27 protein-coding genes are annotated in these 26,205 nt (G+C 57.1%); 23 read left to right on the forward strand and 4 right to left on the reverse strand.

The window, feature by feature from the left end:
• Window position 1 precedes the first annotated feature (1 nt).
• The 14 genes from F2S13_RS15275 (at window position 2) to glmS (ending at window position 13,264) form a co-directional block, all read left to right on the forward strand.
• Window positions 2-793 (forward strand): ParA family protein, encoded by a 792-nt coding sequence (locus F2S13_RS15275; protein WP_166362190.1) that lies wholly within the window; start codon window positions 2-4, stop codon window positions 791-793.
• Window positions 794-802: 9 nt separating this feature from the next.
• Window positions 803-1,675, forward strand: coding sequence for a ParB/RepB/Spo0J family partition protein (locus F2S13_RS15280; RefSeq protein WP_166362192.1), 873 nt, complete (start codon window positions 803-805; stop codon window positions 1,673-1,675).
• 148 nt (window positions 1,676-1,823) lie between these two features.
• The gene (locus tag F2S13_RS15285; RefSeq protein ID WP_166362194.1) at window positions 1,824-2,231 is read left to right on the forward strand and encodes a F0F1 ATP synthase subunit I; all 408 of its coding nucleotides are present in this window, start codon (window positions 1,824-1,826) and stop codon (window positions 2,229-2,231) included.
• Window positions 2,232-2,247: 16 nt separating this feature from the next.
• On the forward strand, window positions 2,248-3,117 hold the full coding sequence (gene atpB, locus F2S13_RS15290; protein ID WP_166362196.1) for a F0F1 ATP synthase subunit A: 870 nt from the start codon (window positions 2,248-2,250) through the stop codon (window positions 3,115-3,117).
• 146 nt (window positions 3,118-3,263) lie between these two features.
• The gene (gene atpE / locus F2S13_RS15295; protein WP_166362198.1) at window positions 3,264-3,521 is read left to right on the forward strand and encodes a F0F1 ATP synthase subunit C; all 258 of its coding nucleotides are present in this window, start codon (window positions 3,264-3,266) and stop codon (window positions 3,519-3,521) included.
• A 57-nt stretch (window positions 3,522-3,578) separates the two neighbouring features.
• Window positions 3,579-4,049 carry a F0F1 ATP synthase subunit B gene (locus F2S13_RS15300; protein ID WP_166362200.1) on the forward strand — a complete coding sequence of 157 codons (471 nt, stop codon included), beginning with the start codon at window positions 3,579-3,581 and terminating at the stop codon, window positions 4,047-4,049.
• Window positions 4,050-4,061: 12 nt separating this feature from the next.
• The gene (locus F2S13_RS15305; protein WP_166362202.1) at window positions 4,062-4,598 is read left to right on the forward strand and encodes a F0F1 ATP synthase subunit delta; all 537 of its coding nucleotides are present in this window, start codon (window positions 4,062-4,064) and stop codon (window positions 4,596-4,598) included.
• 21 nt (window positions 4,599-4,619) lie between these two features.
• Entirely contained in the window at window positions 4,620-6,164 is a 1,545-nt protein-coding gene (atpA, locus tag F2S13_RS15310; protein ID WP_166362204.1) for a F0F1 ATP synthase subunit alpha, read from the forward strand.
• A 50-nt stretch (window positions 6,165-6,214) separates the two neighbouring features.
• Entirely contained in the window at window positions 6,215-7,075 is an 861-nt protein-coding gene (gene atpG / locus F2S13_RS15315) for a F0F1 ATP synthase subunit gamma (RefSeq protein ID WP_166362206.1), read from the forward strand.
• A gap of 27 nt (window positions 7,076-7,102) precedes the next feature.
• On the forward strand, window positions 7,103-8,479 hold the full coding sequence (atpD, locus tag F2S13_RS15320) for a F0F1 ATP synthase subunit beta (protein ID WP_166362208.1): 1,377 nt from the start codon (window positions 7,103-7,105) through the stop codon (window positions 8,477-8,479).
• Window positions 8,480-8,523: 44 nt separating this feature from the next.
• Complete coding sequence (locus F2S13_RS15325; RefSeq protein ID WP_166362210.1) at window positions 8,524-8,949, forward strand: F0F1 ATP synthase subunit epsilon; 426 nt, start codon at window positions 8,524-8,526, stop codon at window positions 8,947-8,949.
• Between the two features lie 117 nt (window positions 8,950-9,066).
• Window positions 9,067-10,434: a bifunctional UDP-N-acetylglucosamine diphosphorylase/glucosamine-1-phosphate N-acetyltransferase GlmU gene (gene glmU, locus F2S13_RS15330; RefSeq protein WP_166362212.1), complete on the forward strand. Its 1,368-nt coding sequence runs from the start codon at window positions 9,067-9,069 to the stop codon at window positions 10,432-10,434.
• 217 nt (window positions 10,435-10,651) lie between these two features.
• The gene (locus tag F2S13_RS15335; RefSeq protein WP_166362214.1) at window positions 10,652-11,419 is read left to right on the forward strand and encodes a DeoR family transcriptional regulator; all 768 of its coding nucleotides are present in this window, start codon (window positions 10,652-10,654) and stop codon (window positions 11,417-11,419) included.
• Window positions 11,420-11,428: 9 nt separating this feature from the next.
• Window positions 11,429-13,264, forward strand: a complete 1,836-nt coding sequence (gene glmS, locus F2S13_RS15340) for a glutamine--fructose-6-phosphate transaminase (isomerizing) (RefSeq protein WP_166362216.1) — start codon at window positions 11,429-11,431, stop codon at window positions 13,262-13,264.
• Window positions 13,265-13,405: 141 nt separating this feature from the next.
• Here the strand turns inward: glmS and F2S13_RS15345 are convergent, their stop codons facing one another.
• Entirely contained in the window at window positions 13,406-14,410 is a 1,005-nt protein-coding gene (locus F2S13_RS15345; RefSeq protein WP_166362218.1) for an AraC family transcriptional regulator, read from the reverse strand.
• Between the two features lie 167 nt (window positions 14,411-14,577).
• Between F2S13_RS15345 and F2S13_RS15350 the strand changes: the two genes are divergently transcribed.
• The gene (locus F2S13_RS15350) at window positions 14,578-16,566 is read left to right on the forward strand and encodes an alkyl/aryl-sulfatase (protein ID WP_166362220.1); all 1,989 of its coding nucleotides are present in this window, start codon (window positions 14,578-14,580) and stop codon (window positions 16,564-16,566) included.
• Window positions 16,567-16,580: 14 nt separating this feature from the next.
• On the forward strand, window positions 16,581-17,105 hold the full coding sequence (locus F2S13_RS15355) for a hypothetical protein (RefSeq protein WP_166362222.1): 525 nt from the start codon (window positions 16,581-16,583) through the stop codon (window positions 17,103-17,105).
• Between the two features lie 49 nt (window positions 17,106-17,154).
• Here F2S13_RS15355 and F2S13_RS15360 read toward each other — a convergent pair whose 3' ends face one another.
• Window positions 17,155-17,781 (reverse strand): LysE family translocator, encoded by a 627-nt coding sequence (locus tag F2S13_RS15360; protein WP_166362224.1) that lies wholly within the window; start codon window positions 17,779-17,781, stop codon window positions 17,155-17,157.
• A 143-nt stretch (window positions 17,782-17,924) separates the two neighbouring features.
• Between F2S13_RS15360 and F2S13_RS15365 the strand changes: the two genes are divergently transcribed.
• From F2S13_RS15365 to cfaB, 5 genes are all read left to right on the forward strand, one after another.
• Complete coding sequence (locus tag F2S13_RS15365; protein ID WP_166362365.1) at window positions 17,925-18,398, forward strand: Lrp/AsnC ligand binding domain-containing protein; 474 nt, start codon at window positions 17,925-17,927, stop codon at window positions 18,396-18,398.
• 136 nt (window positions 18,399-18,534) lie between these two features.
• Complete coding sequence (gene bufA2, locus F2S13_RS15370) at window positions 18,535-18,792, forward strand: BufA2 family periplasmic bufferin-type metallophore (protein WP_166362226.1); 258 nt, start codon at window positions 18,535-18,537, stop codon at window positions 18,790-18,792.
• A gap of 69 nt (window positions 18,793-18,861) precedes the next feature.
• Window positions 18,862-19,704 carry an MNIO family bufferin maturase gene (bufB, locus tag F2S13_RS15375; RefSeq protein WP_166362228.1) on the forward strand — a complete coding sequence of 281 codons (843 nt, stop codon included), beginning with the start codon at window positions 18,862-18,864 and terminating at the stop codon, window positions 19,702-19,704.
• On the forward strand, window positions 19,701-20,471 hold the full coding sequence (locus F2S13_RS15380; protein ID WP_166362230.1) for an HvfC/BufC N-terminal domain-containing protein: 771 nt from the start codon (window positions 19,701-19,703) through the stop codon (window positions 20,469-20,471). The genes bufB and F2S13_RS15380 overlap by 4 nt, the downstream gene beginning before the upstream one ends.
• Before the next feature lie 85 nt (window positions 20,472-20,556).
• Window positions 20,557-21,741, forward strand: coding sequence for a C17 cyclopropane fatty acid synthase CfaB (gene cfaB, locus F2S13_RS15385; RefSeq protein ID WP_166362232.1), 1,185 nt, complete (start codon window positions 20,557-20,559; stop codon window positions 21,739-21,741).
• 20 nt (window positions 21,742-21,761) lie between these two features.
• Here the strand turns inward: cfaB and cls are convergent, their stop codons facing one another.
• Complete coding sequence (cls, locus tag F2S13_RS15390; protein WP_166362234.1) at window positions 21,762-23,201, reverse strand: cardiolipin synthase; 1,440 nt, start codon at window positions 23,199-23,201, stop codon at window positions 21,762-21,764.
• A gap of 144 nt (window positions 23,202-23,345) precedes the next feature.
• Here cls and F2S13_RS15395 point away from each other — a divergent pair, with 144 nt between their 5' ends.
• Window positions 23,346-23,876, forward strand: coding sequence for a DUF3617 domain-containing protein (locus tag F2S13_RS15395; RefSeq protein ID WP_166362367.1), 531 nt, complete (start codon window positions 23,346-23,348; stop codon window positions 23,874-23,876).
• 80 nt (window positions 23,877-23,956) lie between these two features.
• Here the strand turns inward: F2S13_RS15395 and folE2 are convergent, their stop codons facing one another.
• Complete coding sequence (gene folE2 / locus F2S13_RS15400; protein ID WP_166362236.1) at window positions 23,957-24,844, reverse strand: GTP cyclohydrolase FolE2; 888 nt, start codon at window positions 24,842-24,844, stop codon at window positions 23,957-23,959.
• A gap of 105 nt (window positions 24,845-24,949) precedes the next feature.
• Here folE2 and zigA point away from each other — a divergent pair, with 105 nt between their 5' ends.
• Window positions 24,950-26,158 (forward strand): zinc metallochaperone GTPase ZigA, encoded by a 1,209-nt coding sequence (gene zigA / locus F2S13_RS15405; RefSeq protein WP_166362238.1) that lies wholly within the window; start codon window positions 24,950-24,952, stop codon window positions 26,156-26,158.
• Window positions 26,159-26,205 lie beyond the last annotated feature (47 nt).

The following is a 26,205-nucleotide window of genomic DNA, read 5'->3' on the forward strand; positions in this document are numbered from 1 at the left end:
AATGGCTAAGGTATTCGCAATAGCGAACCAAAAGGGTGGTGTGGGTAAAACCACCACCTGTATCAACCTCGCAGCATCGCTGGTTGCGACCAAGCGCCGCGTACTGTTGATCGATCTCGATCCGCAGGGCAACGCCACCATGGGCAGCGGTGTGGATAAGCATGCCCTGGAAAACTCGGTCTATGACCTGTTGATCGGTGAATGCGACCTGGCACAGGCCATGCACTTCTCGGAGCATGGCGGCTACCAACTGCTGCCTGCCAACCGCGACCTGACCGCCGCCGAAGTCGTTCTGCTGGAAATGCAGATGAAAGAGAGCCGGCTGCGCACGGCACTGGCGCCGATTCGGGAAAATTACGATTACATCCTGATCGACTGCCCGCCGTCGCTTTCGATGCTGACACTCAACGCCCTGGTCGCCTCCGATGGCGTAATCATTCCGATGCAATGTGAATACTTTGCCCTGGAAGGCTTGAGCGACCTTGTGGATAACATCAAGCGCATCGCCGAGTTGCTCAATCCGAATCTGAAGATCGAAGGCTTGCTGCGGACCATGTATGACCCGCGCCTGAGCCTGATCAACGACGTTTCCGCGCAACTCAAGGAACACTTCGGCGATCAGCTCTACGACACGGTGATCCCGCGCAACATACGCCTGGCCGAAGCGCCAAGCTTTGGCATGCCGGCGCTGGCCTATGACAAGCAATCACGCGGCGCTTTGGCTTATCTGGCCCTGGCCGGTGAAATGGTCCGTCGCCAGCGTCGTCAACCACGCACTGCTCCAGCAACTTAAGGAATCCGCATGGCCGTTAAGAAACGAGGTCTCGGACGTGGCTTGGATGCACTGCTGAGTGGTCCGACTATCAGCGCGCTCGAAGAGCAGGCTGTCCAGGTCGATCAGAAAGAATTGCACCACCTGCCGCTGGATGTCATCCAGCGCGGCAAGTACCAGCCACGCCGGGACATGGATCCCCAGGCGCTCGAAGAACTGGCGCAATCGATCAGGAACCAGGGCGTGATGCAGCCGATCGTGGTCCGGCCGATCGGTAACGATCGCTACGAGATCATCGCCGGCGAACGTCGCTGGCGCGCCAGCCAGCAAGCCGGCCTGGAAAAGATCCCGGCCATGGTCCGCGATGTGCCCGACGAAGCCGCCATTGCCATGGCGCTGATCGAGAACATCCAGCGCGAGGACCTCAACCCGGTCGAAGAGGCTGTGGCCCTGCAGCGCCTGCAGCAGGAGTTCCAGTTGACCCAGCAGCAAGTCGCCGATGCCGTGGGCAAGTCCCGGGTGACCGTGGCCAATCTGCTGCGACTGATTTCGTTGCCGGAAGTGATCAAGACCATGCTGTCGCACGGCGACCTGGAAATGGGCCATGCCCGTGCGTTGCTTGGTTTGCCGGATGAGCAACAGGTTGAAGGGGCGCGACACGTTGTCGCACGTGGCCTGACCGTTCGCCAGACCGAAGCGCTGGTTCGCCAGTGGCTCAATGGCAAGCCGGAACCTGTCGAACCGGTCAAGCCGGATCCGGACATCACTCGGCTTGAGCAGCGTCTGGCAGAGCGGCTGGGCTCCGCGGTGCAGATCCGCCACGGGCAGAAAGGCAAAGGGCAGTTAGTGATCCGTTACAACTCGCTGGACGAGTTGCAAGGTGTTCTTGCTCACATCCGCTGAAACAATTCTTGTTGTAGCGCTTCATCTTTAATCACTACCGGCAGTTGAATAGGGGCCAAACCGCCCCTATACTCTGCGCGCATTTTGTCGGCACAAATTATGCCAAGTTATTGATGTTTGGCGGGTCGACTTTCGAGGAGCAGTTGTGATGGAAACCCGCACGCCAAACCGCTTGCCTTTCCATCGCTGGGCGGTTTTTCCGGTACTGCTGGCTCAATTTATCGTGGTTCTGCTGGCAGCGTTGGTGTTGTGGCAGTGGCGCGGGGCGGTCAGTGGATATTCAGGCCTCTGTGGAGGGCTGATTGCCTGGCTGCCCAACGTGTATTTCGCTTTCAAGGCTTTTCGGTTTACCGGAGCCAGAGCGGCCCAAGCCATCGTCCGGTCTTTTTATGCCGGCGAGGCGGGCAAATTGATTTTGACGGCAGTGCTGTTTGCACTGACGTTTGCAGGTGTGAAGCCATTGGCGCCGTTAGCAGTGTTCGGCGTCTTCCTGCTGACCCAACTGGTCAGCTGGTTCGCGCCCCTGCTAATGAAAACAAGACTTTCGAGACCTTAGGGCGTTTGAGGCAAACATGGCAGCAGAAACCGCTTCGGGCTATATCCAGCACCACTTGCAGAACTTGACCTTCGGTCAATTACCAGACGGCGGATGGGGCTTTGCCCACTCCGCAGCAGAAGCCAAGGCAATGGGCTTCTGGGCGTTCCACGTCGATACCCTCGGCTGGTCCGTCGCACTGGGTCTGATTTTCGTACTGCTTTTCCGCATGGCGGCCAAGAAGGCGACTTCCGGCCAGCCTGGCGGTCTGCAGAACTTCGTCGAAGTTCTGGTCGAGTTCGTCGACGGCAGCGTGAAGGACAGCTTCCACGGTCGTAGCGCGGTCATCGCTCCGCTGGCACTGACCATTTTCGTCTGGGTATTCATGATGAACGCCATCGACCTGATTCCGGTCGACTGGATTCCTCAGCTGGCGATCATGATTTCCGGCGACCACCACATCCCGTTCCGTGCCGTGTCGACTACCGACGTGAACGCAACGCTGGCCATGGCCTTCTCGGTGTTCGCGCTGATCATTTTCTACAGCATCAAGGTCAAGGGCCTGAGCGGTTTCATCGGTGAACTGACCCTGCATCCGTTTGGCAGCAAGAACATTTTCGTTCAGATCCTGCTGATTCCGGTGAACTTCATCCTGGAATTCGTAACTCTGATCGCCAAGCCGATTTCGCTGGCACTGCGTCTGTTCGGCAACATGTATGCTGGCGAGCTGGTGTTCATCCTGATCGCGGTGATGTTCGGTAGCGGCCTGCTCTGGCTCAGTGGTCTGGGTGTGGTGCTGCAATGGGCGTGGGCTGTGTTCCACATCCTGATCATCACCCTGCAAGCGTTCATCTTCATGGTGCTGACCATCGTCTACCTGTCGATGGCACACGAAGATAACCATTAAGACTCGCCTGGCGTGTCTGGTGTCCCTCCTGCTTGCGCAGGAGGGTGGCAAGCGAGAGTCCGCAAGGGCTGATGTAAAAAACGATTTTGCTTTACCGCTTTAATCTAAAAAACCTAACCAATACGACGTAAAAGTCGGGAGGAAAGATGGAAACTGTAGTTGGTCTAACCGCTATCGCTGTTGCACTGTTGATCGGCCTGGGCGCACTGGGTACCGCAATTGGTTTCGGCCTGTTGGGCGGTAAGTTCCTGGAAGGCGCAGCGCGTCAACCAGAAATGGTTCCAATGCTGCAGGTTAAAATGTTCATCGTTGCCGGTCTGCTCGACGCCGTAACCATGATCGGTGTTGGTATCGCCCTGTTCTTCACCTTTGCGAACCCCTTCGTTGGTCAAGTCGCTGGCTAATCACTCGAATCGTCGAGTTGATTGGTGTGATGGACAAAGAACGAGCGAGGTGTTGGCGTGAACATTAATGCAACCCTGATTGGCCAGTCCGTTGCGTTCTTCATTTTTGTGCTGTTCTGCATGAAGTTCGTGTGGCCTCCGGTCATCGCGGCTTTGCAAGAACGTCAGAAGAAGATCGCGGAAGGATTGGACGCTGCCAGCCGAGCGGCTCGCGACCTGGAGTTGGCCCACGACAAAGTGAGTCAACAACTGCGCGAAGCGAAGACTCAGGCAGCCGAAATCATTGAGCAAGCCAAGAAGCGCGGTGCTCAGATCGTCGAGGAAGCCCGTGACCAGGCCCGCGTCGAAGCTGAACGTGTGAAGGCTCAGGCTCAGGCCGAGATCGAACAGGAACTGAACGGTGTCAAAGACGCGCTGCGCGCCCAACTGGGTAGCCTGGCAGTCAATGGTGCTGAGAAGATCCTCGGCGCCACAATCGATCAAAACGCGCACGCGGAGCTGGTTAATAAACTGGCCGCTGAAATCTAAGCGAGGGCGATCATGGCAGAACTGACCACGTTGGCCCGACCTTACGCTAAGGCAGCCTTCGAGCACGCCCGGGCCCAACAGCAGCTGGCCAATTGGTCAGCCATGCTCGGCCTGGCTGCTGCGGTGTCGCAAGACGGCACCATGCAGCAAGTGCTCAAGGCCCCGCGACTGACGAGCGCACAAAAGGCCAGCACTTTTATTGAAGTGTGTGGCGACAAGTTCGATGCCAAGGCACAGAATTTCATCAACGTCGTTGCCGAAAACGACCGTCTCCTGCTGTTGCCGGAGATCGCTGCTCAGTTCGACCTGTACAAGGCCGAGCAAGAGAAATCGGTAGATGTGGATGTCACCAGTGCTTTTGCATTGAACCAAGATCAGCAAGACAAACTCGCCAAGGTTCTCAGTGCACGGCTCAACCGGGAAGTGCGCCTGCAAGTTGCGGAGGATGCCAGCCTTATCGGTGGTGTCATCATTCGCGCCGGCGACCTGGTTATCGATGGCTCGATTCGCGGCAAACTCGCGAATCTTGCCGAAGCATTGAAATCTTGAGTTTGAAGGGGCAGCAGAGCAATGCAGCAACTCAATCCTTCCGAAATTAGTGAAATCATCAAGGGTCGCATCGAGAAACTCGATGTGACCTCCCAAGCCCGCAACGAGGGTACCGTCGTCAGCGTTTCCGACGGTATCGTGCGGATTCACGGTCTGGCCGACGTCATGTACGGCGAAATGATCGAGTTTCCAGGTGGCGTGTTCGGTATGGCCCTCAACCTGGAGCAAGACTCCGTTGGTGCGGTAGTACTGGGCGCGTACGACTCCCTCGCTGAAGGCATGAGCGCCAAGTGCACCGGCCGCATCCTCGAAGTTCCGGTTGGTAAGGAACTGCTGGGTCGCGTTGTCGACGCACTGGGTAACCCAATCGACGGCAAAGGCCCGCTGAACAACACCGAGACCGACGCGGTCGAGAAAGTTGCTCCGGGCGTGATCTGGCGTAAGTCGGTAGACCAGCCTGTACAGACTGGCTACAAATCCGTCGACGCCATGATCCCGGTCGGCCGTGGCCAGCGTGAGCTGATCATCGGTGACCGTCAGATCGGTAAGACCGCCATGGCGATCGACGCCATCATCAACCAGAAAGACTCCGGTATTTTCTGTGTTTATGTAGCCGTCGGCCAGAAGCGTTCCACCGTTGCCAACATCGTTCGCAAGCTGGAAGAAAACGGCGCCCTGGCCAACACCATCGTGGTTGTTGCCAGTGCTTCGGAATCCGCCGCACTGCAATTCCTGGCGCCATACGCCGGTTGCACCATGGGTGAATTCTTCCGTGACCGCGGTGAAGACGCTCTGATCGTTTACGATGACCTGTCCAAGCAGGCCGTTGCCTACCGTCAGATCTCCCTGCTGCTGCGTCGTCCACCAGGACGTGAAGCGTACCCAGGTGACGTGTTCTATCTCCACTCCCGTCTGCTGGAGCGTGCATCGCGCGTTTCCGAAGAGTACGTAGAGAAGTTCACCAACGGTGCTGTGACTGGCAAAACCGGTTCCCTGACCGCTCTGCCGATCATCGAAACCCAGGCTGGCGACGTTTCCGCGTTCGTTCCGACCAACGTGATTTCGATCACCGACGGTCAGATCTTCCTGGAATCGGCCATGTTCAACTCGGGCATCCGCCCTGCAGTGAACGCCGGTGTTTCGGTATCCCGTGTAGGTGGTGCCGCTCAGACCAAGATCATCAAGAAGCTGTCCGGTGGTATCCGTACCGCTCTGGCTCAGTACCGTGAACTGGCGGCATTCGCCCAGTTCGCTTCTGACCTGGACGAAGCGACCCGTAAGCAACTTGAACACGGTCAGCGCGTTACCGAGCTGATGAAGCAGAAGCAATACGCGCCAATGTCGATCGCCGACATGTCGCTGTCGCTGTATGCCGCTGAGCGTGGGTTCCTGACCGACGTTGAAATCCCGAAAATCGGCAGCTTCGAACAAGCGCTGATTGCTTACTTCAACCGTGATCACGCCGATTTGATGGCGAAGATCAACGTGAAGGGTGACTTCAACGACGAAATCGACGCTGGCATCAAAGCCGGTATCGAGAAGTTCAAGGCCACCCAAACCTGGTAAGCCGCAGCGGGGGCTTTGCGGCCCCCGCTTGCTAACCTGATAGGTGTTACATGGCAGGCGCAAAAGAGATTCGCAGTAAGATTGCGAGCATCAAAAGCACGCAAAAAATTACCAGCGCCATGGAAAAAGTGGCGGTCAGCAAGATGCGCAAGGCTCAAATGCGCATGGCTGCTAGCCGTCCTTACGCGGAGCGTATCCGCCAGGTGATTGGACATCTGGCCAACGCCAACCCGGAATACCGCCACCCGTTCATGATCGACCGCGAAGTGAAGCGCGTCGGTTATGTCGTCGTGAGCAGTGACCGTGGTCTGTGCGGTGGCTTGAACACCAACCTGTTCAAGGCCTTGGTCAAGGACATGTCGGTAAACCGCGAAAACGGTGTAGAGATCGATCTGTGCGTGATCGGCAGCAAGGGTGCGGCATTTTTCCGCAACTTCGGCGGCAATGTCGTCGCTGCGATCAGCCACCTGGGCGAAGAACCGTCGATCAATGATCTGATCGGCAGCGTCAAGGTGATGCTCGATGCCTACCTGGACGGCCGTATTGACCGCCTGTCCGTGGTATCGAACAAGTTCATCAATACCATGACGCAAATCCCAACGGTCGAGCAATTGGTTCCGTTGGTTGCAACCCCGGATCAGGAGCTCAAGCACCACTGGGACTACCTCTACGAACCAGACGCCAAAGAGCTGCTTGACGGCCTGATGGTGCGTTACGTGGAGTCGCAGGTCTACCAGGCGGTGGTCGAGAACAACGCAGCTGAACAAGCCGCGCGGATGATCGCAATGAAGAACGCTACCGACAACGCCGGTGATTTGATCAAAGGTTTGCAATTGATCTACAACAAGGCGCGTCAGGCTGCGATCACCCAAGAGATCTCGGAAATCGTCGGCGGCGCTGCCGCGGTTTAACGGTTCAAATATTCAGAGGATCCAGCTATGAGTAGCGGACGTATCGTTCAAATCATCGGCGCCGTCATCGACGTGGAATTTCCACGTGACAGCGTACCGAGTGTCTATAACGCGCTGAAAGTACAAGGCGCGGAAACCACCCTGGAAGTTCAGCAGCAGCTGGGCGACGGCGTGGTTCGTACCATTGCGATGGGTTCGACCGAAGGCTTGAAGCGCGGTCTGGACGTTGTCGACAGTGGCGCAGCTATCTCCGTTCCAGTCGGTAAAGCGACCCTGGGCCGGATCATGGACGTCCTGGGCAACCCGATCGACGAAGCTGGCCCGATCGACACCGAAGAGCGCCGGGGTATTCACCAACTCGCGCCTTCGTTCGCGGACCAGGCAGGCGGCAACGACCTGCTGGAAACCGGCATCAAGGTTATCGACCTGGTTTGCCCGTTCGCCAAGGGTGGTAAAGTTGGTCTGTTCGGTGGTGCCGGTGTAGGCAAGACCGTAAACATGATGGAACTGATCCGTAACATCGCCATGGAGCACAGCGGTTATTCCGTGTTCGCTGGTGTGGGTGAGCGTACTCGTGAGGGTAACGACTTCTACCACGAGATGAAGGATTCCAACGTACTGGACAAGGTTGCCCTGGTATACGGCCAAATGAACGAGCCACCAGGAAACCGTCTGCGCGTAGCGCTGACCGGTCTGACCATGGCCGAGAAGTTCCGTGACGAAGGTAACGACGTTCTGCTGTTCGTCGACAACATCTACCGTTACACCCTGGCCGGTACCGAAGTATCCGCACTGCTGGGCCGTATGCCTTCTGCAGTAGGTTACCAGCCGACCCTGGCTGAAGAGATGGGCGTTCTGCAAGAGCGTATCACTTCGACCAAGGAAGGTTCGATCACCTCGATCCAGGCTGTATACGTACCTGCGGACGACCTGACTGACCCGTCGCCAGCGACCACCTTCGCCCACTTGGACGCCACCGTCGTACTGTCCCGTGACATCGCCTCCCTGGGTATCTACCCAGCGGTCGATCCACTGGACTCGACTTCGCGCCAGCTGGACCCACTGGTCATCGGCAACGAGCACTACGAGACCGCTCGTGGCGTGCAGTACGTACTGCAGCGCTACAAAGAGCTGAAGGACATCATTGCGATCCTGGGTATGGACGAACTGTCCGAAACCGACAAGCAACTGGTTGCCCGTGCTCGTAAGATCCAGCGTTTCCTGTCCCAGCCGTTCTTCGTGGCAGAAGTCTTCACCGGTTCTCCAGGCAAATACGTTTCCCTGAAAGACACCATTGCTGGCTTCAAAGGCATCCTCAACGGTGACTACGACCACCTGCCAGAACAAGCGTTCTACATGGTCGGCGGCATCGAAGAAGCGATCGAGAAAGCCAAAAAACTGTAATCCCGGCGCCCCGAAAGGGGCGCTAATCAGGTTGAGGCAAGCAAATGGCTATGACAGTCCATTGCGATATCGTCAGCGCGGAAGGAGAAATTTTCTCCGGTCTGGTCGAGATGGTGGTTGCGCACGGCAGCCTGGGTGATCTTGGTATCGCTCTGGGTCACGCTCCGCTGATCACTGAACTCAAGCCAGGCCCGATCCGCCTGATCAAACAGGGTGGGGAAACCGAGGTGTTCTACATCTCCGGTGGTTACCTCGAGGTTCAGCCGAACATGGTCAAGGTTCTTGCCGACACCGTGCAACGTGCTGCCGACCTGGATGAAGCCTCCGCTCAGGAAGCCGTCAAGGCTGCCGAGAAGGCCCTGCATGACAAAGGCGCAGATTTCGATTACGGAGCTGCTGCCTCTCGTCTGGCCGAGGCTGCAGCCCAGCTGCGCACCGTCCAGCAAATTCGCAAGAAGTTTGGCGGCTAAGCCGTTCAACATCTTCGCGATTGAGTTAAAGGGTAGCCTCGGCTACCCTTTTTCTTTTCTGAAATTCCCCCCATTTTTGGTCGCAGCCGCTGACCACCCAGGATTGGTAGCCAGTCAATGTCACTTGATATCGTTATTCTTGCCGCCGGCCAAGGCACCCGCATGCGTTCGGCACTGCCCAAGGTCTTGCACCCGGTCGCGGGCAATTCCATGCTCGGGCATGTTATCCACAGCGCTCGCCAGCTCGCTCCGCAAGGTATACACGTAGTGATCGGACATGGCGCCGATGCGGTTCGCGAACGTCTGGCGGCCGACGATTTGAATTTCGTCCTGCAGGACAAGCAACTGGGCACAGGCCATGCCGTCGCCCAGGCATTGCCGGAACTGAGCGCCGATACCGTGCTGATTCTCTACGGCGACGTGCCCCTGATTGAAGTGGCAACCCTCAAGCGCCTGCTGGAAAAGGTCAACTCCAAGCAACTGGGCCTGCTGACGGTCAACCTGGCCGACCCTACAGGCTACGGGCGCATCGTGCGTGATAGCTATGGCGAGGTCTGCGCGATCGTCGAGCACAAGGATGCCACCGACGCCCAGAAGGCGATCACCGAAGGCAACACCGGTATTCTGGCCGTGCCCGGCAACCTGCTCGGAGATTGGTTGGGGCGGTTGTCGAACGAAAACGCCCAAGGCGAGTATTACCTGACCGACGTGATTGCCATGGCCGTTGCTGATGGTCTGGTCGTGGCTACCGAGCATCCGCTGGATCCAATGGAAGTGCAGGGGGCCAATGATCGCCGCCAGCTCGCGGAACTGGAGCGTCATTATCAGCTGCGCGAAGCCCGTCGTCTCATGGCCCTGGGCGTGACCCTGCGTGATCCGGCGCGTTTCGATGTGCGAGGTGAGGTTACTGTCGGTCGCGACGTGATGATCGACATCAACGTGGTGCTTGAAGGCCGGGTAGAGATCGAGGACGACGTTGTCATCGGTCCTAACTGTGTCATCAAGGACAGCACCCTGCGCAAGGGTGTGGTGATCAAGGCCAACAGCCATATCGAAGGTGCGATCATGGGCGAGGGCAGCGATGCCGGGCCATTCGCCCGCCTGCGTCCAGGCAGCGTGCTGGAAGCACGTGCCCATGTGGGTAACTTCGTCGAGCTCAAGAATGCACACTTGGGTGAAGGCGCCAAGGCCGGGCATCTGACTTACCTGGGGGATGCCGAGATCGGTGCGCGCACCAATATTGGTGCCGGTACCATCACCTGCAACTATGATGGCGCGAACAAATTCAAGACGGTGCTGGGAGAAGACGTCTTTATTGGTTCGAACAACTCGCTGGTCGCACCTGTGGATATCCTCGCCGGGGCCACTACTGCCGCGGGTTCGACCATTACCCAGGAAGTACCGGCCGGGCAGTTGGCAGTGGGTCGTGCACGACAGAAAAACATAGAAGGCTGGAAACGCCCAGAGAAAATCAAAAAATCCTGACGAGTTATCCACCGAATTACCCAGGAGCTGACTTGATTGTGCATAAGTCAGCTCCTTCGTTTTTTCGGGCTCCCTATCAGCTCTTGTGGATAACTGGGGATGTTAATAAAACGCTGCTATTTATCCACACATCGTTTTTTCAGCCGTCTACTTGACGGAATAGCGCTCATAGGTTTTGATTAGCTTCGTTATCTTTCGAAACGAAACTTAAGACCTCATGTCGAAACGAAACACGCCTCAACGACGCCATAACATCCTCGCGTTGCTTAATGAGCAAGGGGAGGTCAGTGTCGATGAATTGGCCAAGCGTTTTGAAACCTCTGAAGTCACCATCCGCAAGGACCTTGCTGCGCTGGAAGCCAACGGATTGTTGCTGCGTCGTTATGGTGGTGCCATCACCATGCCGCAAGAGTTGATCAGCGATAACGGGCAGCCGGTATCCCGCTACAAGCAAGCCATTGCGCGTGCAGCTGTCGCGCGAATCCGCGAGCACGCTCGGATCATTATCGACAGTGGCAGTACCACTGCCTCGATGATCCCCGAACTGGGTCAGCAACCCGGTCTGGTCGTGATGACCAACTCGCTGCATGTAGCGCGTGCCTTGAGCGAGCTCGAACATGAGCCGGTGCTGTTGATGACGGGAGGGACCTGGGATCCTCATTCGGAATCATTTCAAGGCCAGGTGGCTGAGCAGGTACTTCGTTCCTACGATTTCGACCAATTGTTCATCGGTGCCGATGGAATTGATCTGATTCGCGGGACCACCACTTTCAATGAACTGCTGGGTCTCAGCCGTGTAATGGCAGAGGTGGCCCGTGAAGTGATCGTGATGGTCGAGTCGGATAAGGTCGGTCGCAAGATACCCAATGTCGAGCTGCCCTGGAGCAGCGTGAATACCTTGATTACTGATGATCGCCTGCCTCTTGAGGCTCGCGAACAGATTGAAGCCCGCGGTATAACCCTGATTTGTGCCGCTGTCAGCTAGGAGAACGTTATGTGTGGGATCGTCGGTGCCGTTGCTGAGCGCAATATCACAGCCATTTTGATCGAAGGCCTCAAGCGTCTTGAGTACCGTGGATACGACAGCGCAGGTCTGGCGATCGTTACCAACGCTGGCATGCTGGAGCGTCGTCGCCGTATCGGCAAGGTCAGCGAACTGGAAGCGGCCGTTGCCGCCGAGCCGATTGCTGGTCAGCTGGGCATTGCCCATACCCGCTGGGCCACCCATGGCGCCCCGAGCGAGCATAACGCCCACCCGCACTTTTCAGGGAATGATGTGGCGGTCGTGCACAACGGCATCATCGAGAACCACGAGGAGCTCCGTGAGCGCCTGAAGGGGCTGGGCTATGTGTTCAGTTCCGAGACCGATACCGAGGTCATCGTCCACCTGCTGCATCATACCCTCAAGACCCAGCCTGACCTGGCCCAGGCCCTGAAACTGGCCGTCAAGGAGTTGCATGGTGCCTACGGCCTGGCCGTCATCAGCCTCGCGCAACCTGATCGTCTGCTGGCAGCCCGCAGCGGTAGCCCGCTGGTGATCGGTCTGGGTCATGGCGAAAACTTCCTGGCTTCCGACCAACTGGCCCTGCGTCAGGTCACTGACCGCTTCATGTACCTGGAAGAAGGCGACATCGCTGAGATCCGTCGGGACGAAGTGAATATCTGGGATGTAAACGGCAAGCCTGTCGTGCGCGAAACCGTCCAGTACCACGAAGGTGCCGAAGCCGCCGATAAGGGCGAGTTTCGCCACTTCATGCTCAAGGAAATCCACGAGCAACCCAAGGTGGTCCAGCGCACCCTCGAAGGCCGGCTGGCTCAGAATCACGTGCTGGTCCAGGCATTCGGCCCGCAGGCCGCCGAGTTGTTCGCCAAGGTTCGCAATGTGCAGATCGTTGCCTGCGGCACCAGCTATCACGCCGGCATGGTTGCACGTTACTGGCTCGAAGGCCTGGCCGGTATTCCTTGCCAGGTCGAAGTGGCTAGCGAGTTCCGCTACCGCAAGGTCGTGGTTCAACCAGACACACTGTTTGTGTCGATTTCTCAGTCGGGCGAAACCGCCGATACCCTGGCAGCCTTGCGCAACGCCAAGGAACTGGGCTTTCTCGCCAGCCTGGCAATCTGCAACGTCGGCATCAGCTCGTTGGTCCGCGAATCGGACCTCACCCTGCTGACGCAAGCCGGTCCGGAAATCGGCGTGGCCTCGACCAAGGCATTCACGACCCAATTGGTCGGCCTGATGCTGCTGACCTTGTCCCTGGGGCAGGTGCGCGGCACCTTGGCGGCCGGTGTGGAAGCCGAGCTGGTGGAGGAGTTGCGTCGCCTGCCGACTCGCCTGGGCGAAGCGCTGTCCATGGATGCCACGGTCGAGAAAGTCGCCGAATTGTTTGCCGACAAGCACCACACCCTGTTCCTCGGCCGCGGGGCGCAATTCCCGGTAGCCATGGAAGGTGCACTGAAGCTCAAGGAAATCTCCTATATTCACGCCGAAGCCTATCCGGCTGGTGAGCTCAAGCACGGCCCGCTGGCGCTGGTCGACAACGACATGCCGGTGGTCACGGTCGCGCCTAACAACGAGTTGCTGGAGAAGCTCAAGTCCAACCTGCAGGAAGTCCGTGCCCGTGGCGGCGAGCTGATCGTTTTTGCTGACGAAAACGCCAGTCTGAGCAATGGTCCGGGTACCCACGTGATTGCGATGCCGCACATCATCGATGCGCTGGCGCCGATCCTTTACACCATCCCGTTGCAACTATTGTCGTACTACGTGGCGGTATTGAAGGGCACTGACGTCGATCAGCCGCGTAACCTGGCCAAATCGGTGACAGTGGAGTGATTGTCAGCGCCAGCTGATGAAAGCTGTTGTCGCATGTAAGGCTTACACCCCCGCAAACCCTCGTATTTACGAGGGTTTGTTTTTTCTGGCCCGTGCTATTTGTTCAGGTTATCGGCCAGCCCTCTGCTGCATCCTTATCCATCACTCCAGCAATTGACGCCGCCTGGCGCGTGGGGACATGGCAAACCAGCGCCGACAGGCGCGATTGAACACGCTCTGTTCGCTGTAGCCAAGCAGGCCGGCAACCTGGGACATCGGCATATGCCGCTCGGCCAGGTAGTGATCGGCGCGGTCGCGGCGGATGGTCTCGACGATCTCGTCGAAACTTCGTCCCTGTTCGGCCAACCGCCGCTGCAACATACGCACGTGCATCCCGAGCTGGTCGGCAATCAACGGCAATCGGCAGCGTTGTATAGGCATCATGCGCAAGACCAGTCGCTCGACCTGATCGACCACATCCGATGTCGTTCGCAAGTTGAACTGGTTGAAATACTGCTCCAGCGCGTGATGAAGATAGGGGGCCTGTTGCTCGATACGCTGATTGAGCTGTTCGTCGCGTAGTACCAATGCATTGCAGGGTTGGCCGGTGTAGACGACCGTTTTGAAGTATCGCCGATAAGAAGCCAGGGCTTGGGGATGCATGCCACACAGCTGAACGGACTGGGCTACGAAGTTGTCGCCATACAGCAGCTTCATACCGTTATGTGCCACGCCCATCGACAGCTCCACCATCTGGCGCCGTGGAGTCGTCCCTTGTAGACGGATCTCTATCAACAGGCGGGGGGCCTGGGCCTCGCTCAAGTCGAGATCGAGGTGAATACCCGGGCTGTGATAGCCGATAAAACGAATGACTTGCGCCATGGCTTCCCCAGCCGTTGCGCAGGTACGGGCGATTGCCGCAATCGGACCGAGTATATGCAAGTCCTGATACTCGGCCATGCGCAAACCGAAATCGGGGCAGTCCAGCTCCCGCGCAGCATACTCCAGCAACTCTACCAGCGAACGCAACGGCACCCGCGCGGACTCCTCCGTCAGCAGGTCTGGATGGATGCGGAAGCGCTCGAGCATGAGGTCGGCTTGTCCACCCAATTGGCTGGTTACTTCACGGAAGCCATTGAAGGAAGTTGTTCTGATCAAGGAAGTCATGTCGTCAAAGATCAAATAAAGATCATGACAGGTCAATAAATTTCCGCCCCTTGCGCCCAACAATCCCATCTCAGGTAATCGGTGCTGCCGGGTGATTGTGCCCGACCTCCTGACCATCAAGGCGACATCGATTCCACACAATCAAAAAAGCAAAGAGAACAACAATAATGATCTTCGTATCCAGTCACCTTAAGCGATTGGCACTATTGAGCTCCCTCAATGTGCTGTTCCTGGCAGCCTCGGCCCAGGCTGAGCCGACCCCCTCGAAGCCGGCCACGGAAGCGACCAGGGCAGCAAACCAGGCAGTGCTGCAGGCCCTGCCGTTCAAAGACGTGAAAGACTTCGAGAATGCGCAAAAGGGATTCATTGCGCGTCCTGATTCGCTGACCATAAAAGACGCCACCGGCAAGGTGGTATGGGACCTGGAGTCCTACAAGAATTTTATCGGCCTCGACAAGGCTGCACCGGATTCGGTCAACCCCAGCTTGTGGCGTATGGCCCAGCTGAACATCCAGTACGGATTGTTCAAGGTGACCGACAAGGTCTACCAGGTGCGTGGCTATGACCTGTCCAACATCACCTTCGTTGAGGGCAAGACCGGCTGGATCGTGTTCGACCCGCTGATCTCGGCTGAAACCGCCAAGGCGGCCTACGAACTGGTCACTGAGCATCTGGGCAAGAAACCGGTCGTCGCCGTGGTTTACAGCCACTCCCACATCGATCACTTCGGTGGTGTACGCGGGGTTATCGATGAGCAGGACGTGAAGAACGGCAAAGTGCGGATCATCGCCCCGGTCAACTTCTCGGAAGACGCGGTCAGCGAGAACGTCATCGCCGGCAATGCCATGGCACGTCGCGCGGTATACATGTTCGGCGCGCTGTTGCCGCGCAATGCCACGGGCGGTGTGACAGCCGCTCTCGGCCAGACGAATTCGAACGGTACCGTGGGTTTGATTCAGCCGACCGAGTTCATCGGCAAGACAGGCGAAGAACTGACTGTGGATGGCGTGAAGATGCTCTTCCAGTGGACCCCGGGCACAGAAGCTCCCACCGAGATGAACACCTACTTCCCGGAGCTCAAGGCGCTGTGGATGGCCGAGAACACCACCAACACCCAGCACAACCTCTATACCCTGCGTGGCGCCCAGGTTCGTGACGCACTGCTGTGGTCGAAAAACATCGGTGACAGTATCGAAATGTTCGGCGACAAGGTCGACGTCAAGTTCCAGAGCCACCACTGGCCCATGTGGGGGCAGGCCGACATTGTCGACTATTTCAAGAAGCAGCGAGATCTGTACAAATACATCCACGACCAATCGGTGCGCATGCTCAACATGGGCATGACGGGCGAGGAAATTGCCGAAGCCATCAAGCTGCCACCGGAACTCGACCAATTCTGGCCCAACCGCGGCTACTACGGCACCGTCAAGCACAACGCCAAGGCGGTCTATCAGCGCTACATGGGCTGGTATGACGCCAACCCGGTCAACCTCGACAAGTTACCGCCCGTACCTGCGGCGAAAAAGTACGTCGAATACATGGGGGGCTCCGCTGCCGTACTGGAAAAAGCCAAGGCTGACTTCGACAAGGGTGAGTACCGTTGGGTGGCCGAAGCCTTGAAGCAAGTGGTCTTTGCAGAGCCGGACAACGTCAAGGCGAAGAGCCTGCTGGCCGACAGTCTCGAGCAAATGGGCTATCAGGCAGAATCCGGTCCCTGGCGTTCGGTTTATCTTCAAGGCGCCTACGAGTTGCGCAATGGCGCACCTACGGACGGGGGAGCGGTTGCGGCCAGTCCTGACATCATTCGGGCAATGTCGCCGGAAATGCTCTTCGATTACATGGCCATTCGCCTTAACGGTGAGCGTGCCGCGGGTAAACGGCTGGTGCTCAACTTCAACTTCACCGACTTGAACAAGAGCTACGCCCTGACTCTGGAGAACGCCGTGCTCAACCACCAGCACAAAGCGGACAGTCAGGCCGATCTCAACTTGACGATGAGCAAGGCCACACTGGATGACATCCAACTGGGCAAGGTGTCCCTGGAGCAGGCAATCGCCTCCGGTAACCTGAAACTCGATGGGCGAAAGGAAGCTTTCGGCGAGCTTCTCGGCCTGATGGACAAATTCAACTTCTGGTTCAATGTGGTCACCCGATGATGAGGATCGCCTCCTTGCGCCTTGCCCCACTGTTGTTGGCGCTCGTGTCGACGGGCACAGCCCTGGCCTGTTCATACGATGGCAAACCCATGGACCTGGAGGCGGCTCACCCCTATTCGCTGGATGTCGCCATTGCCATACACGATGCCTACCAGCGGCAACAGCTGCAGCGGTATGTGCCATTGCAGGGCGGCTTTGGCCTGCGCCGCGCGCAGCTGACCCTGGGCAAGCTGGACGCCGTGCTGCGCCCTGTCAACAGCAGCCAGGCATTCAACCTGCTGTTGGTCGAACCAGGATTGTGGAGCACGTTTGACTATACCCAGGCACCACCGGCACTCACGATGCACACCGCCGGGCCTCAGGCTGGTGTGCCTACCGTGGTCACCGGAGAAGGGGTGTTGATGGCCTTGTTGAAAGGGCAGTTGACGTTCGACACTGCCCTGAAGACGGGATTGCTGCGCATATCCGGCAGCGAGGAACAACACCAGGCCGTGATCCGGATTTTATCTGCAATCGACGTTTCTGCCGCGCCAGTTTGATGCAACAAGGAAGTCATATGCAGTCCGGGTCAGTTTCTGATGCCCTGCGTCAAATCCGTTGTACAAATGCCAGGCGCAGGGCAAATCCGATCAGCAGGCCGCCGAAGACCCATTGCTGGATCTTCTGCGCACCCGGGCTGCGCTCCAACCAGCGGCCAATCCAACTTCCGCCAACGGCATACAAGCTATCGAACAGCAATCCCACCGCCACCAGGACGATACCCAGCAAGGTAAACTGGGCACCTACTGCTGCTCGCTCAGGGTCAATGAACTGCGGCAGCAGGACCGAACAGAACAGCAGGGCCTTGGGGTTGAGAAGGTTGGTCAGCAACCCGCGTTGAATGGCCTCGCGCCAGGCCAGGCGAGTCTCTTCAGGTGAGCCGCCGATACCGTTGAACATGCCGGGCTTGAGCAATTTTATGCCCAACCAGAGCAGGTAGGTCGCGCCCAGCAGACGCACCGCATCGAATGTCCACGGAGCAATCTTGAACAAAGCGGCCAAGCCTACTGCGGCCAATGCCACATGGCAGGAGCGGGCCAGCGCCAGACCCAGGGCCGTTGCCAGGGCCAGGTTGCGCCCCTGACGCGCACCGGTCTGCAACAGCAGAATCATGTCGGGGCCGGGAAGTAGATAAACCACTGCCAGGGCAATGAGGTACACACCCATTTCTGCCATTTTCGCGGACTCCAGTCGCCTCAGGGTGTTGAAGAGTTTATGCCCGAAGGCCGAGGCAGGTGGTTGCGTATTCAGCCCATGATGCGGACACTAATGGCAGAATCTGCCAATCATCACGACCATGCCATGCACCTATGCCAAAAATAAAACTGGATGCTTATGACCGTCGCATTCTGGCTGCCTTGCAGCGCGATGGGCGATTGACCAACGTGCAGCTGGCCGACGAAATCGGTCTGTCGGCGTCGCCCTGTTTGCGACGTGTGCGCAACCTGGAAGAGGCGGGGGTGATTCGTGGCTACCAGGCGCGGCTCGACCCGGATGAGGTGGGTCTTGGCCTGACGGTATTCGTCGGGGTCAAGGTCGAGCGGCACCATGAAGAGGAAGCCGAAGCCTTCCGGCAAGCGGTGCTGGCCTTGCCGGAGGTGATTTCAGCCTTTCTGGTGTCAGGCGAATCTGATTTCTTGCTGCATGTGGTGGTACCGGACCTGCGCGGTTACGAGCGCTTTCTCACCGGCACCCTGTTGAAGTTGCCGGGTGTCAGCGACATTCGCAGTAATTTCGCCATCCAGACGGTCAAGGCGACGGCACCGTTGCCGCTCAATCACTTGCCCGATTGAACCTTCATCGGCCCACTCCGAAAAAGAAATGACCGAAATACACGATGGATCTGTAACGCCAGCCTTCGTGCTCAATCTAGTGCTGCGTCCGGGCTGGAAACCCTGTCCGACGTACTGATTATTCGAGGATAAGAATATGAGCATGAAATCTGTTGTTGCAGGCTCCGCCCTGGCCCTGGCTGCCGCAGGCCTTTTCGCGGGAGTGGTCACGCCGGCGTTTGCCGCCGATGGTGCAGCCAATGTGCATTGCTATGGCATCAACTCATGCAAGGGCATGAATGATTGCAAGACCGCTGAAAATGCCTGCAAGGGACAGGGTTCCTGCAAAGGGCACGGTTTCAAGTCCATGACGGCAGAAGCATGCATGAAAGCGGGTGGCAAGGTCGGCGAATAGTACGACTGATGCATGACTTCCGGGGTGGCTGTCCTCAGTCGCTCCGGTCCCTTGAATCAGGAGTTCGAAATGCATTTGATACCTTCCTGTCCGGGTTATGGGTTGGGCTTGCGCAGCACCTACTACGAACAAATCCTCGAGCAGTCGCCAGCAGTAGACTGGTTCGAAATCCTTTCCGAAAACTATATGGTCCAAGGCGGAAAGGCCCTTTACTACCTGGATGCGTTCGCAGAGCGATATCCATTGGTCATGCATGGTGTATCGCTGTCAATTGGGGGGCCGCACGCGCTGGATCGTGATTATCTGGCCCAGTTGGCGCGTCTCGCCGAGCGCGTCAGACCGGCATGGATTTCCGACCATTTGTGCTGGAGCAGAGGGAGCGCGCATCAGCTTCATGACCTTTTACCGCTGCCCTTTACCGAAGAAAGCCTTGCTTATGTCGCTGAACGGGTCGAGCAGGTTCAGGATGTTTTGCAACGGCCTCTGGTACTGGAGAATGTCTCCAGTTACGTGCGTAGTGCCAACGATGCGTTCACCGAATGGGAGTTCCTCGCGCAACTGAGTCTGCATACCGGTTGCGAGCTGCTACTGGATATCAACAACGTTTATGTGAGCGCACGCAACCACGGCTTCGATCCCTGGACGTTTATCGTCGGCCTGCCGGCGAACAACATCCGCCAGTTGCATCTGGCCGGGCACACTGACTATGGCGACTATGTCATCGATACCCATGATCATCCCGTAGGAGATCCGGTCTGGGCGCTCTATCAGCGCACGCTGGAACATCTGGGTCCGGTGGCCACTCTGCTTGAGCGAGATGATCATTTTCCACCGCTCGATGAGCTGCTGCAGGAATTGGGCAAGGCTCGCCTGCTGGCCGATCAGGCGCTTGCATCGCGGGAAATGTCATGAAGCTCAATGATTGGCAGGCGGCGTTCGAGGCTTACCTGTTGGGTGACGACCCGGGTGTCGCAGAGCGATTTGCAGATACGTTCGTGGGTGGTCCCAGCCTCTCGGTGGGTACCGGGATGAAGATCTATCACAACGCTTACAGGGCACGGCTACAGGAAGTGCTGTCTGCTGATTTCCCGGTTACACGGCAGTGGCTGGGGGATGAAAAGTTTGCCGAACTCACCGGGCAGTATCTTCGAAGATGTCCATCTCGGCATTACAGCTTGCGCTGGCTGGGAGAACATCTGGCATCTCACGTTGGGCATGACACGCCACTGGCCGAACTTGTCCGCCTGGAATGGGCATTCACACTGGCCTTCGATGCGCAGCCCAAGGAGCCGCTTGCATTGCAGGACATGGCCTGTCTCCAGACCCATGAGTGGCCCTCGTTACAGGTCAGCTTACTCCCCAGCGTGCAGTGGCTCGATTGTCGCTACAACAGCCTGGAGTTATGGCGAGCGGCGAAAGACCAAAACTCCTTGCCCGAGAGCAAAGCGCTGGAAAGAGAAGTCGTGTGGCTCGTCTGGAGAGTGGGACTGAACTGTTATTACCGCTCGCTGGATGCGGGCGAAGCAGCTGCATTGCGTGGAATGACTCATGACAAGTGGACCTTTGCCGAACTCTGCCTACAGTTAACCAATAGCTTTGCTGATAACGCGCCTCTGCAGGCGGCCACCTGGTTAAAACAGTGGGTAACGGACAGCCTGTTAGAGCGTAAGTTCGACTGAATTAGGCTATGGATTTAATAGGCTGAAAGTTCTGACATATGGACTACCCTTTTTTTAGAGACGTCTGAAAGAAGGGGGACTACCCATGCTCGCGCAACTTCCACCCGCCCTGCAGAAACTTCATCTACCACTCAGACTGAGACTCTGGGACGGCCACGAGCTTAATCTCGGGCCGACCCCGAATGTCACCATTGTGGTGAAAGACCCCCAATTGGTCGCACAGTTTACCCACCCCAGTCTTCATCTTCTGGGAAGCGCCTTCGTTGAAGGACGGTTGGAGCTGGAGGGGTCGATCAGCGAAGTGATTCGACTCTGCGACGAGCTGAGCACGGCGTTGGTGGATGAAGAAGACGAATACCTGCCCACGCGCACGGTTCACGACAAGAAGGCTGACGCCCAGGCGATTTCCTATCATTACGATCTTTCGAATGAGTTCTACCAGCTTTGGCTGGACAAGGACATGGCCTACTCCTGCGCCTATTTCAAAACCGGGAAGGAGTCGCTCGACAAAGCACAGCAATCGAAGTTCGAGCACCTGTGTCGCAAGTTGCGGTTGCAGGCCGGTGATTACCTGCTGGACGTTGGTTGTGGCTGGGGAGGGCTGGCGCGGTATGCCGCGCGGGAGTTCGGTGTCAGGGTTTTCGGCATTACCCTGAGCAAGGAGCAATTGAAGCTGGGCCGTGAACGGGTCAAGGCCGAAGGCCTGGAGAACCAGGTCGAGCTGCAGTTACTCGACTACCGTGAGCTGCCCCAGGATGGCCGCTTCGACAAGGTAGTCAGCGTCGGTATGTTCGAGCACGTAGGTCATGCCAATCTACTTCTTTACTGCCAGCGCTTGTTTGCGGCAGTACGCGAAGGCGGCTTGGTGATGAATCATGGGATCACTGCCAAACACATTGACGGACGTCCGGTCGGTAGGGGGGCTGGCGAGTTCATCGAGCGGTATGTCTTCCCTAATGGGGAGTTGCCGCATTTGTCGATGATGGCTGCGCGCATCAGTGAGGCAGGGCTGGAAGTCGTCGATGTGGAAAGCCTGCGATTGCACTACGCCAAAACCTTGAGGCACTGGAGCGATCGTCTGGAAGGGAACCTGGACAAGGCTGCGAAACTGGTGCCGGAACAAGCCTTGCGCATCTGGCGGCTCTATCTGGCCGGATGTTCATACGCCTTCAGCCGGGGCTGGATCAATTTGCATCAGATCCTTGCCGTCAAACCCTTTGCTGACGGTAGCCACGGCTTGCCCTGGACCCGCGAAGACATTTACCGATAAGTCGGTTGGCAGACGCGCATCTACAGGATTGGCGAAATCAGCCTGGCGATGCGCATGCCCAGTTGTTGCAGCCGATGAGTGTTCTGACGGTGTTCCCTGGTCAGCTCGTGCGCTTGTGAAAAGTCTTCGATCAACATCGCTTCGACTTCGCTGGCAAACGCCTCGTCGACCGTCAATAACATGATCTCAAAGTTAAGCCGGAACGAACGATTGTCGAGGTTGGCGCTACCGATGGCGCTGATCTCATGATCGATCAACACGACTTTCTGGTGCAGGAAGCCCGGGGTGTAGCGAAACATGCGAACACCGGCCCGCACTGCCTCGAAGGCAAATAGACTGGAGGCGGCATAGACGATCCTGTGGTCGGGCCGTGAGGGCAGCAGAATGCGCACGTCCACACCCCGCATGACAGCAAGACGCAGTGCGGCAGACACTGCTTCGTCAGGAATGAAATATGGGCTGGTTATCCACACCCGTTCGTTTGCGGCATTAATGGCTTCCACGAAGAATAGCGAGCAGGTCTCCTGAGGGTCGGCAGGGCCTGTGGCGAGTAGCTGGCAAAGTACACCCTTGTCCGGATAGGTATCAGGCAGCATCAAGGGCGGCAGCTTCCTGGATGCCCAGAACCAGTCCTCGGCAAACGACTCCTGCAGGCAGGCGGTAACCGGACCACTGATTTGCACATGGGTATCGCGCCATGGGGACAGGCGGGCGTTGCCCCCCAGGTACTCATCGCCGACGTTGTGACCGCCGATGAATCCCTTCACACCATCCACCACTACGATCTTGCGGTGGTTGCGGAAATTGACCTGAAAGCGATTGATCCAGCCACGGCGCGTCTTGAAGGCACGGATATGGACACCAGCATCGCGCAGGGTTTCGCTGTAATGCTTGGGAAGGGCGTGGCTGCCAACGCGGTCATACAGCACGTAGATTTCGACGCCTTCTGCAGCCTTCTTCAGAAGCAGTGACTGCAGCTGCCGGCCAATCTCGTCGTCATGAATAATGAAGAACTGGACGAGGACCGTTTTGCGTGCCTGGCTGATGGCCTCGAAAATTGCATTGAATGTCGCTTGGCCATTGATCAGCAATCGAACGTCATTGTTGGCAAGGCAAGGCATTCGCCCCAATTTGGGCATGGCCCGCAATGCTGCGTAGGACTGGGAATTTCGTGCTGCGAGTGCCTCTTCGACCCAGGGGCGCCAATTCAAATCGGCGATCGCTACATGCATTTCCTGGTTGGCCTCACGGCGGGCCTTGATATAGGCATCGAAGCTGCGCCTGCCGAAAACAAGATAGGGGATAAGCGTCAGGAAGGGGATAAACAGCAATGACAGCGCCCAAGCGATCGCGCCTTGTGCGGTACGCACAGTGAGCACTGCATGGATGGCGGCTATCACACCGAGTAGTTGAACAAATCCGATCAGATAGCCAAAAAAATACGGGCTGTGGTAATCCATACTTATCCTGATTCCTTGTGTTCCTGCCTTTAACAAATCATGTTCCTGTCCGGTTGTCTCGAATTAATTTTCGCGTGCAACACCGGAGCCGTTTTAACGTCTAACCCCATCATCAATGTGGCGCTGGGTATCTGGAGTTATCGCATGAATAATCGTCTTACATCGTTGGCGTTGCTTGTATGCCTGGTATCACCCTTGGCATCTGCGCAGATGTTGCAGCCTGGGTTATGGGAGTTGACCACCAGCAATATGCAAGTCGATGGCAAACCACTTCCAGACCTGCAGGTGCTGAAGGGGCAACTGGATATCTTGATGTCACCCGAACAACGCGCAATGTTGGAGCAGGGTATGGCCAAGCAAGGCATCACGCTTGGGGGCAACGGCATTCAAACGTGCCTGACGCCTGAACAGGTCAAAACTGACGATATTCCTTTGCAGGATCCGCAGTCAGGCTGCAAGCAGCAGATCACTGAACGCAATGGCAACGTCTGGAAGTTCCGCTTCAGTTGCCCCAAAGCGCAGGGCTCCGGTGTAACTCAATTCCTGAGTGACAAGGAGTTCCTGACCAAGGTCAATGGTACGTTCAATGCCACCGGTACTCAGCAGCAAGGCAGCATGGAATCCCGCGCTGTCTGGAAAGGGCAGAACTGCGGTAGCGTGAAACCAAGAGTCTGATCGGTAGAAACTGTAAGAACTCTTATTGGAGCCCGGCACCAATGGTGATGGGTTCCATCTCGTCCGGGCTGTCGACTGCGTTACCAGTTCCAGCTGCTGCAGGCGACAGCGTCATGAGCATGCAGGCTTTCTGCATGAGTAACGCGTAGTTTAAAAGCCGACAACCACGGCAGCGTTTTCATTGCCAGGTTCAACCGCCGTGCGGCGTCCTCACAGAACATCAGGTTCTGGCCGTTGGCCAAGGCAAAGGCTTGTTCATCTTCGCGCTTGACTGCTGTTTGCACCGCCGTTCCGAGGGCTGCTTCAGCACGATCGATCAATGCCTCGATTGGCAATGTGTCGCACTCTTCGTTCAAGCGTACATCCAGATTCGCAAAGCTACGTTGACTATGGGGGGTAGCAACTACACCCCCTGTGCTTCCGAGCCAGGTCAATAGGTCTTCATGCTTCAGCGGGCGGTCGGCGAAATCCTGAACGAACTGTTGCTGAATTAACTGTCGTGCCAGGGCGGCAGAGCATGGGCAAGTCGATGAGTAACTCACCTCAACGTTTAGTTCCACGTGGAACACTTTTTGATGAAGCTTGACAGACAGCGTCACTGGGTACGCCTTCCATCCGGCTAATGCGCTAATCAGTGCCGGGCGCTGGATCATCAATTCGAAGTGAAGATTGAGGTAGGCGCAGGTGGAAATGTCCTCGTGACTGTCGAGAAAACCCTGCAAAACCTGGCGAATCAATGCAGGTGTGAGTGGTTGGTGTTCAAAAGCTTCAAGGGCCAGATACAGGCGGGACATGTGTATGCCTCGTGTTTCTCCACAATCCAGGCTCACTCCGGCATCGGCGCTTGCGCGAATGCGTTGTGCGTGGAACATCAAGGGCAGGGCAATGCCATACATGCCAACCCAGCCGAGTGACACGGGCTGGCATGTGGCCTGTGCGGCAATGTCGGGAAGGATTGACGCGTTCATGTGATTTTCCCCTTCGGAACGTAATCGGCAGCTGGTTTATATGCAATGTTATACTATAACATTGCTTCAAGCCGAACCATTGCGAACTCGAATGAGGAGTCAGTCATGCCCCACCGCCTTCCCGTCACCGTGCTCTCCGGATTTCTCGGGGCTGGTAAAAGCACACTGCTCAACTATGTCCTGCGCAACCGTGAAAAATTGCGTGTCGCAGTTATCGTCAATGACATGAGCGAAATCAACATAGACGGTAGCGAAGTACAACGTACTGTCAGTCTCAATCGCGCACAGGAAAAGCTCATCGAAATGAGCAACGGCTGCATCTGCTGCACCCTGCGGGAGGACTTGCTCGATGAAGTTGGCCGATTGGCTCAGGAAGGCCGCTTCGATTACTTGCTGATCGAATCGACCGGCATTTCCGAACCACTACCTGTGGCCGAAACTTTCACGTTTCGTGACGAGCAGGGTCGCAGCCTGGCCGACAAGGCGCGACTCGATACCATGGTGACCGTCGTTGATGGGTTGAACTTTCTGCGCGATTACCAGGCAGCGCAAAGCCTGGCCTCGCGTGGCGAGACCCTGGGTGAAGAGGATGAGCGTTCGATCACTGACTTGTTGATTGAACAGTTAGAGTTCGCCGATGTGATTTTGCTGAGCAAAGTGGATCTGATCAGCACACATGAACGCGAGGAGCTGATGTCGATTCTCAAGCGCTTGAATGCACAAGCCGAGATTATCCCCATGGTCATGGGACAGGTGCCACTTGAACGCATCCTTAATACAGGCCTGTTCAATTTCGAGCGAGCGGCCCAGGCGCCGGGCTGGCTGCAGGAGTTGCGCGGCGAGCATCTGCCGGAAACCCAGGAGTACGGCATTGCATCGATGGTGTTTCAAGCGCGCAAACCCTTTCATCCAGAGCGTTTTTTTGAGTTTCTCAATGCATCCTGGAATAACGGCAACCTGCTGCGTTCCAAGGGCTACTTCTGGCTGGCCAGCAAGTATCAGGAAGCGGGCAGTTGGTCTCAGGCCGGTGGCATGCTGCGCCATGGCTTTGCGGGACGCTGGTGGCGCTTTGTTCCACGCGAACAGTGGCCAGAGGATCAAGAGAGCACCTCGGCTATTCTGAAAAACTGGTCGGTTGAATGTGGAGATTGCCGGCAGGAGTTGGTATTCATCGGCCAGTATATCGATTTTGCCCGGCTTGAAGCCGACTTGAACGACTGCTTGCTCAGTGATGCCGAGATGGCCGCAGGGGCCGAAAGTTGGGAGTTGCTACCAGATCCATTCGGTGACTGGCACAACGAGGTGGCGACCTGATAGTGAATACCCTGGCGATAGGGCATATTGTCCACATCGTCTGTCGC

This window comes from Pseudomonas akapageensis (assembly GCF_011355085.1).
Classification (GTDB): Bacteria; Pseudomonadota; Gammaproteobacteria; order Pseudomonadales; family Pseudomonadaceae; genus Aquipseudomonas; species Aquipseudomonas akapageensis.

What these genes read in the sequence shown, in the direction of transcription:
- F2S13_RS15275 (WP_166362190.1), top strand. Translation starts at nt 2, where the DNA reads ATGGCTAAGGTATTCGCAATAGCGAACCAAAAGGGTGGTGTGGGTAAA.
- F2S13_RS15280 (WP_166362192.1), top strand. Translation starts at nt 803, where the DNA reads ATGGCCGTTAAGAAACGAGGTCTCGGACGTGGCTTGGATGCACTGCTG.
- F2S13_RS15285 (WP_166362194.1), top strand. Translation starts at nt 1,824, where the DNA reads ATGGAAACCCGCACGCCAAACCGCTTGCCTTTCCATCGCTGGGCGGTT.
- atpB (WP_166362196.1), top strand. Translation starts at nt 2,248, where the DNA reads ATGGCAGCAGAAACCGCTTCGGGCTATATCCAGCACCACTTGCAGAAC.
- atpE (WP_166362198.1), top strand. Translation starts at nt 3,264, where the DNA reads ATGGAAACTGTAGTTGGTCTAACCGCTATCGCTGTTGCACTGTTGATC.
- F2S13_RS15305 (WP_166362202.1), top strand. Translation starts at nt 4,062, where the DNA reads ATGGCAGAACTGACCACGTTGGCCCGACCTTACGCTAAGGCAGCCTTC.
- atpA (WP_166362204.1), top strand. Translation starts at nt 4,620, where the DNA reads ATGCAGCAACTCAATCCTTCCGAAATTAGTGAAATCATCAAGGGTCGC.
- atpG (WP_166362206.1), top strand. Translation starts at nt 6,215, where the DNA reads ATGGCAGGCGCAAAAGAGATTCGCAGTAAGATTGCGAGCATCAAAAGC.
- atpD (WP_166362208.1), top strand. Translation starts at nt 7,103, where the DNA reads ATGAGTAGCGGACGTATCGTTCAAATCATCGGCGCCGTCATCGACGTG.
- F2S13_RS15325 (WP_166362210.1), top strand. Translation starts at nt 8,524, where the DNA reads ATGGCTATGACAGTCCATTGCGATATCGTCAGCGCGGAAGGAGAAATT.
- glmU (WP_166362212.1), top strand. Translation starts at nt 9,067, where the DNA reads ATGTCACTTGATATCGTTATTCTTGCCGCCGGCCAAGGCACCCGCATG.
- F2S13_RS15335 (WP_166362214.1), top strand. Translation starts at nt 10,652, where the DNA reads ATGTCGAAACGAAACACGCCTCAACGACGCCATAACATCCTCGCGTTG.
- glmS (WP_166362216.1), top strand. Translation starts at nt 11,429, where the DNA reads ATGTGTGGGATCGTCGGTGCCGTTGCTGAGCGCAATATCACAGCCATT.
- F2S13_RS15345 (WP_166362218.1), bottom strand. Translation starts at nt 14,410, where the DNA reads ATGACTTCCTTGATCAGAACAACTTCCTTCAATGGCTTCCGTGAAGTA.
- F2S13_RS15350 (WP_166362220.1), top strand. Translation starts at nt 14,578, where the DNA reads ATGATCTTCGTATCCAGTCACCTTAAGCGATTGGCACTATTGAGCTCC.
- F2S13_RS15360 (WP_166362224.1), bottom strand. Translation starts at nt 17,781, where the DNA reads ATGGCAGAAATGGGTGTGTACCTCATTGCCCTGGCAGTGGTTTATCTA.
- bufA2 (WP_166362226.1), top strand. Translation starts at nt 18,535, where the DNA reads ATGAGCATGAAATCTGTTGTTGCAGGCTCCGCCCTGGCCCTGGCTGCC.
- bufB (WP_166362228.1), top strand. Translation starts at nt 18,862, where the DNA reads ATGCATTTGATACCTTCCTGTCCGGGTTATGGGTTGGGCTTGCGCAGC.
- F2S13_RS15380 (WP_166362230.1), top strand. Translation starts at nt 19,701, where the DNA reads ATGAAGCTCAATGATTGGCAGGCGGCGTTCGAGGCTTACCTGTTGGGT.
- cfaB (WP_166362232.1), top strand. Translation starts at nt 20,557, where the DNA reads ATGCTCGCGCAACTTCCACCCGCCCTGCAGAAACTTCATCTACCACTC.
- cls (WP_166362234.1), bottom strand. Translation starts at nt 23,201, where the DNA reads ATGGATTACCACAGCCCGTATTTTTTTGGCTATCTGATCGGATTTGTT.
- F2S13_RS15395 (WP_166362367.1), top strand. Translation starts at nt 23,346, where the DNA reads ATGAATAATCGTCTTACATCGTTGGCGTTGCTTGTATGCCTGGTATCA.
- folE2 (WP_166362236.1), bottom strand. Translation starts at nt 24,844, where the DNA reads ATGAACGCGTCAATCCTTCCCGACATTGCCGCACAGGCCACATGCCAG.
- zigA (WP_166362238.1), top strand. Translation starts at nt 24,950, where the DNA reads ATGCCCCACCGCCTTCCCGTCACCGTGCTCTCCGGATTTCTCGGGGCT.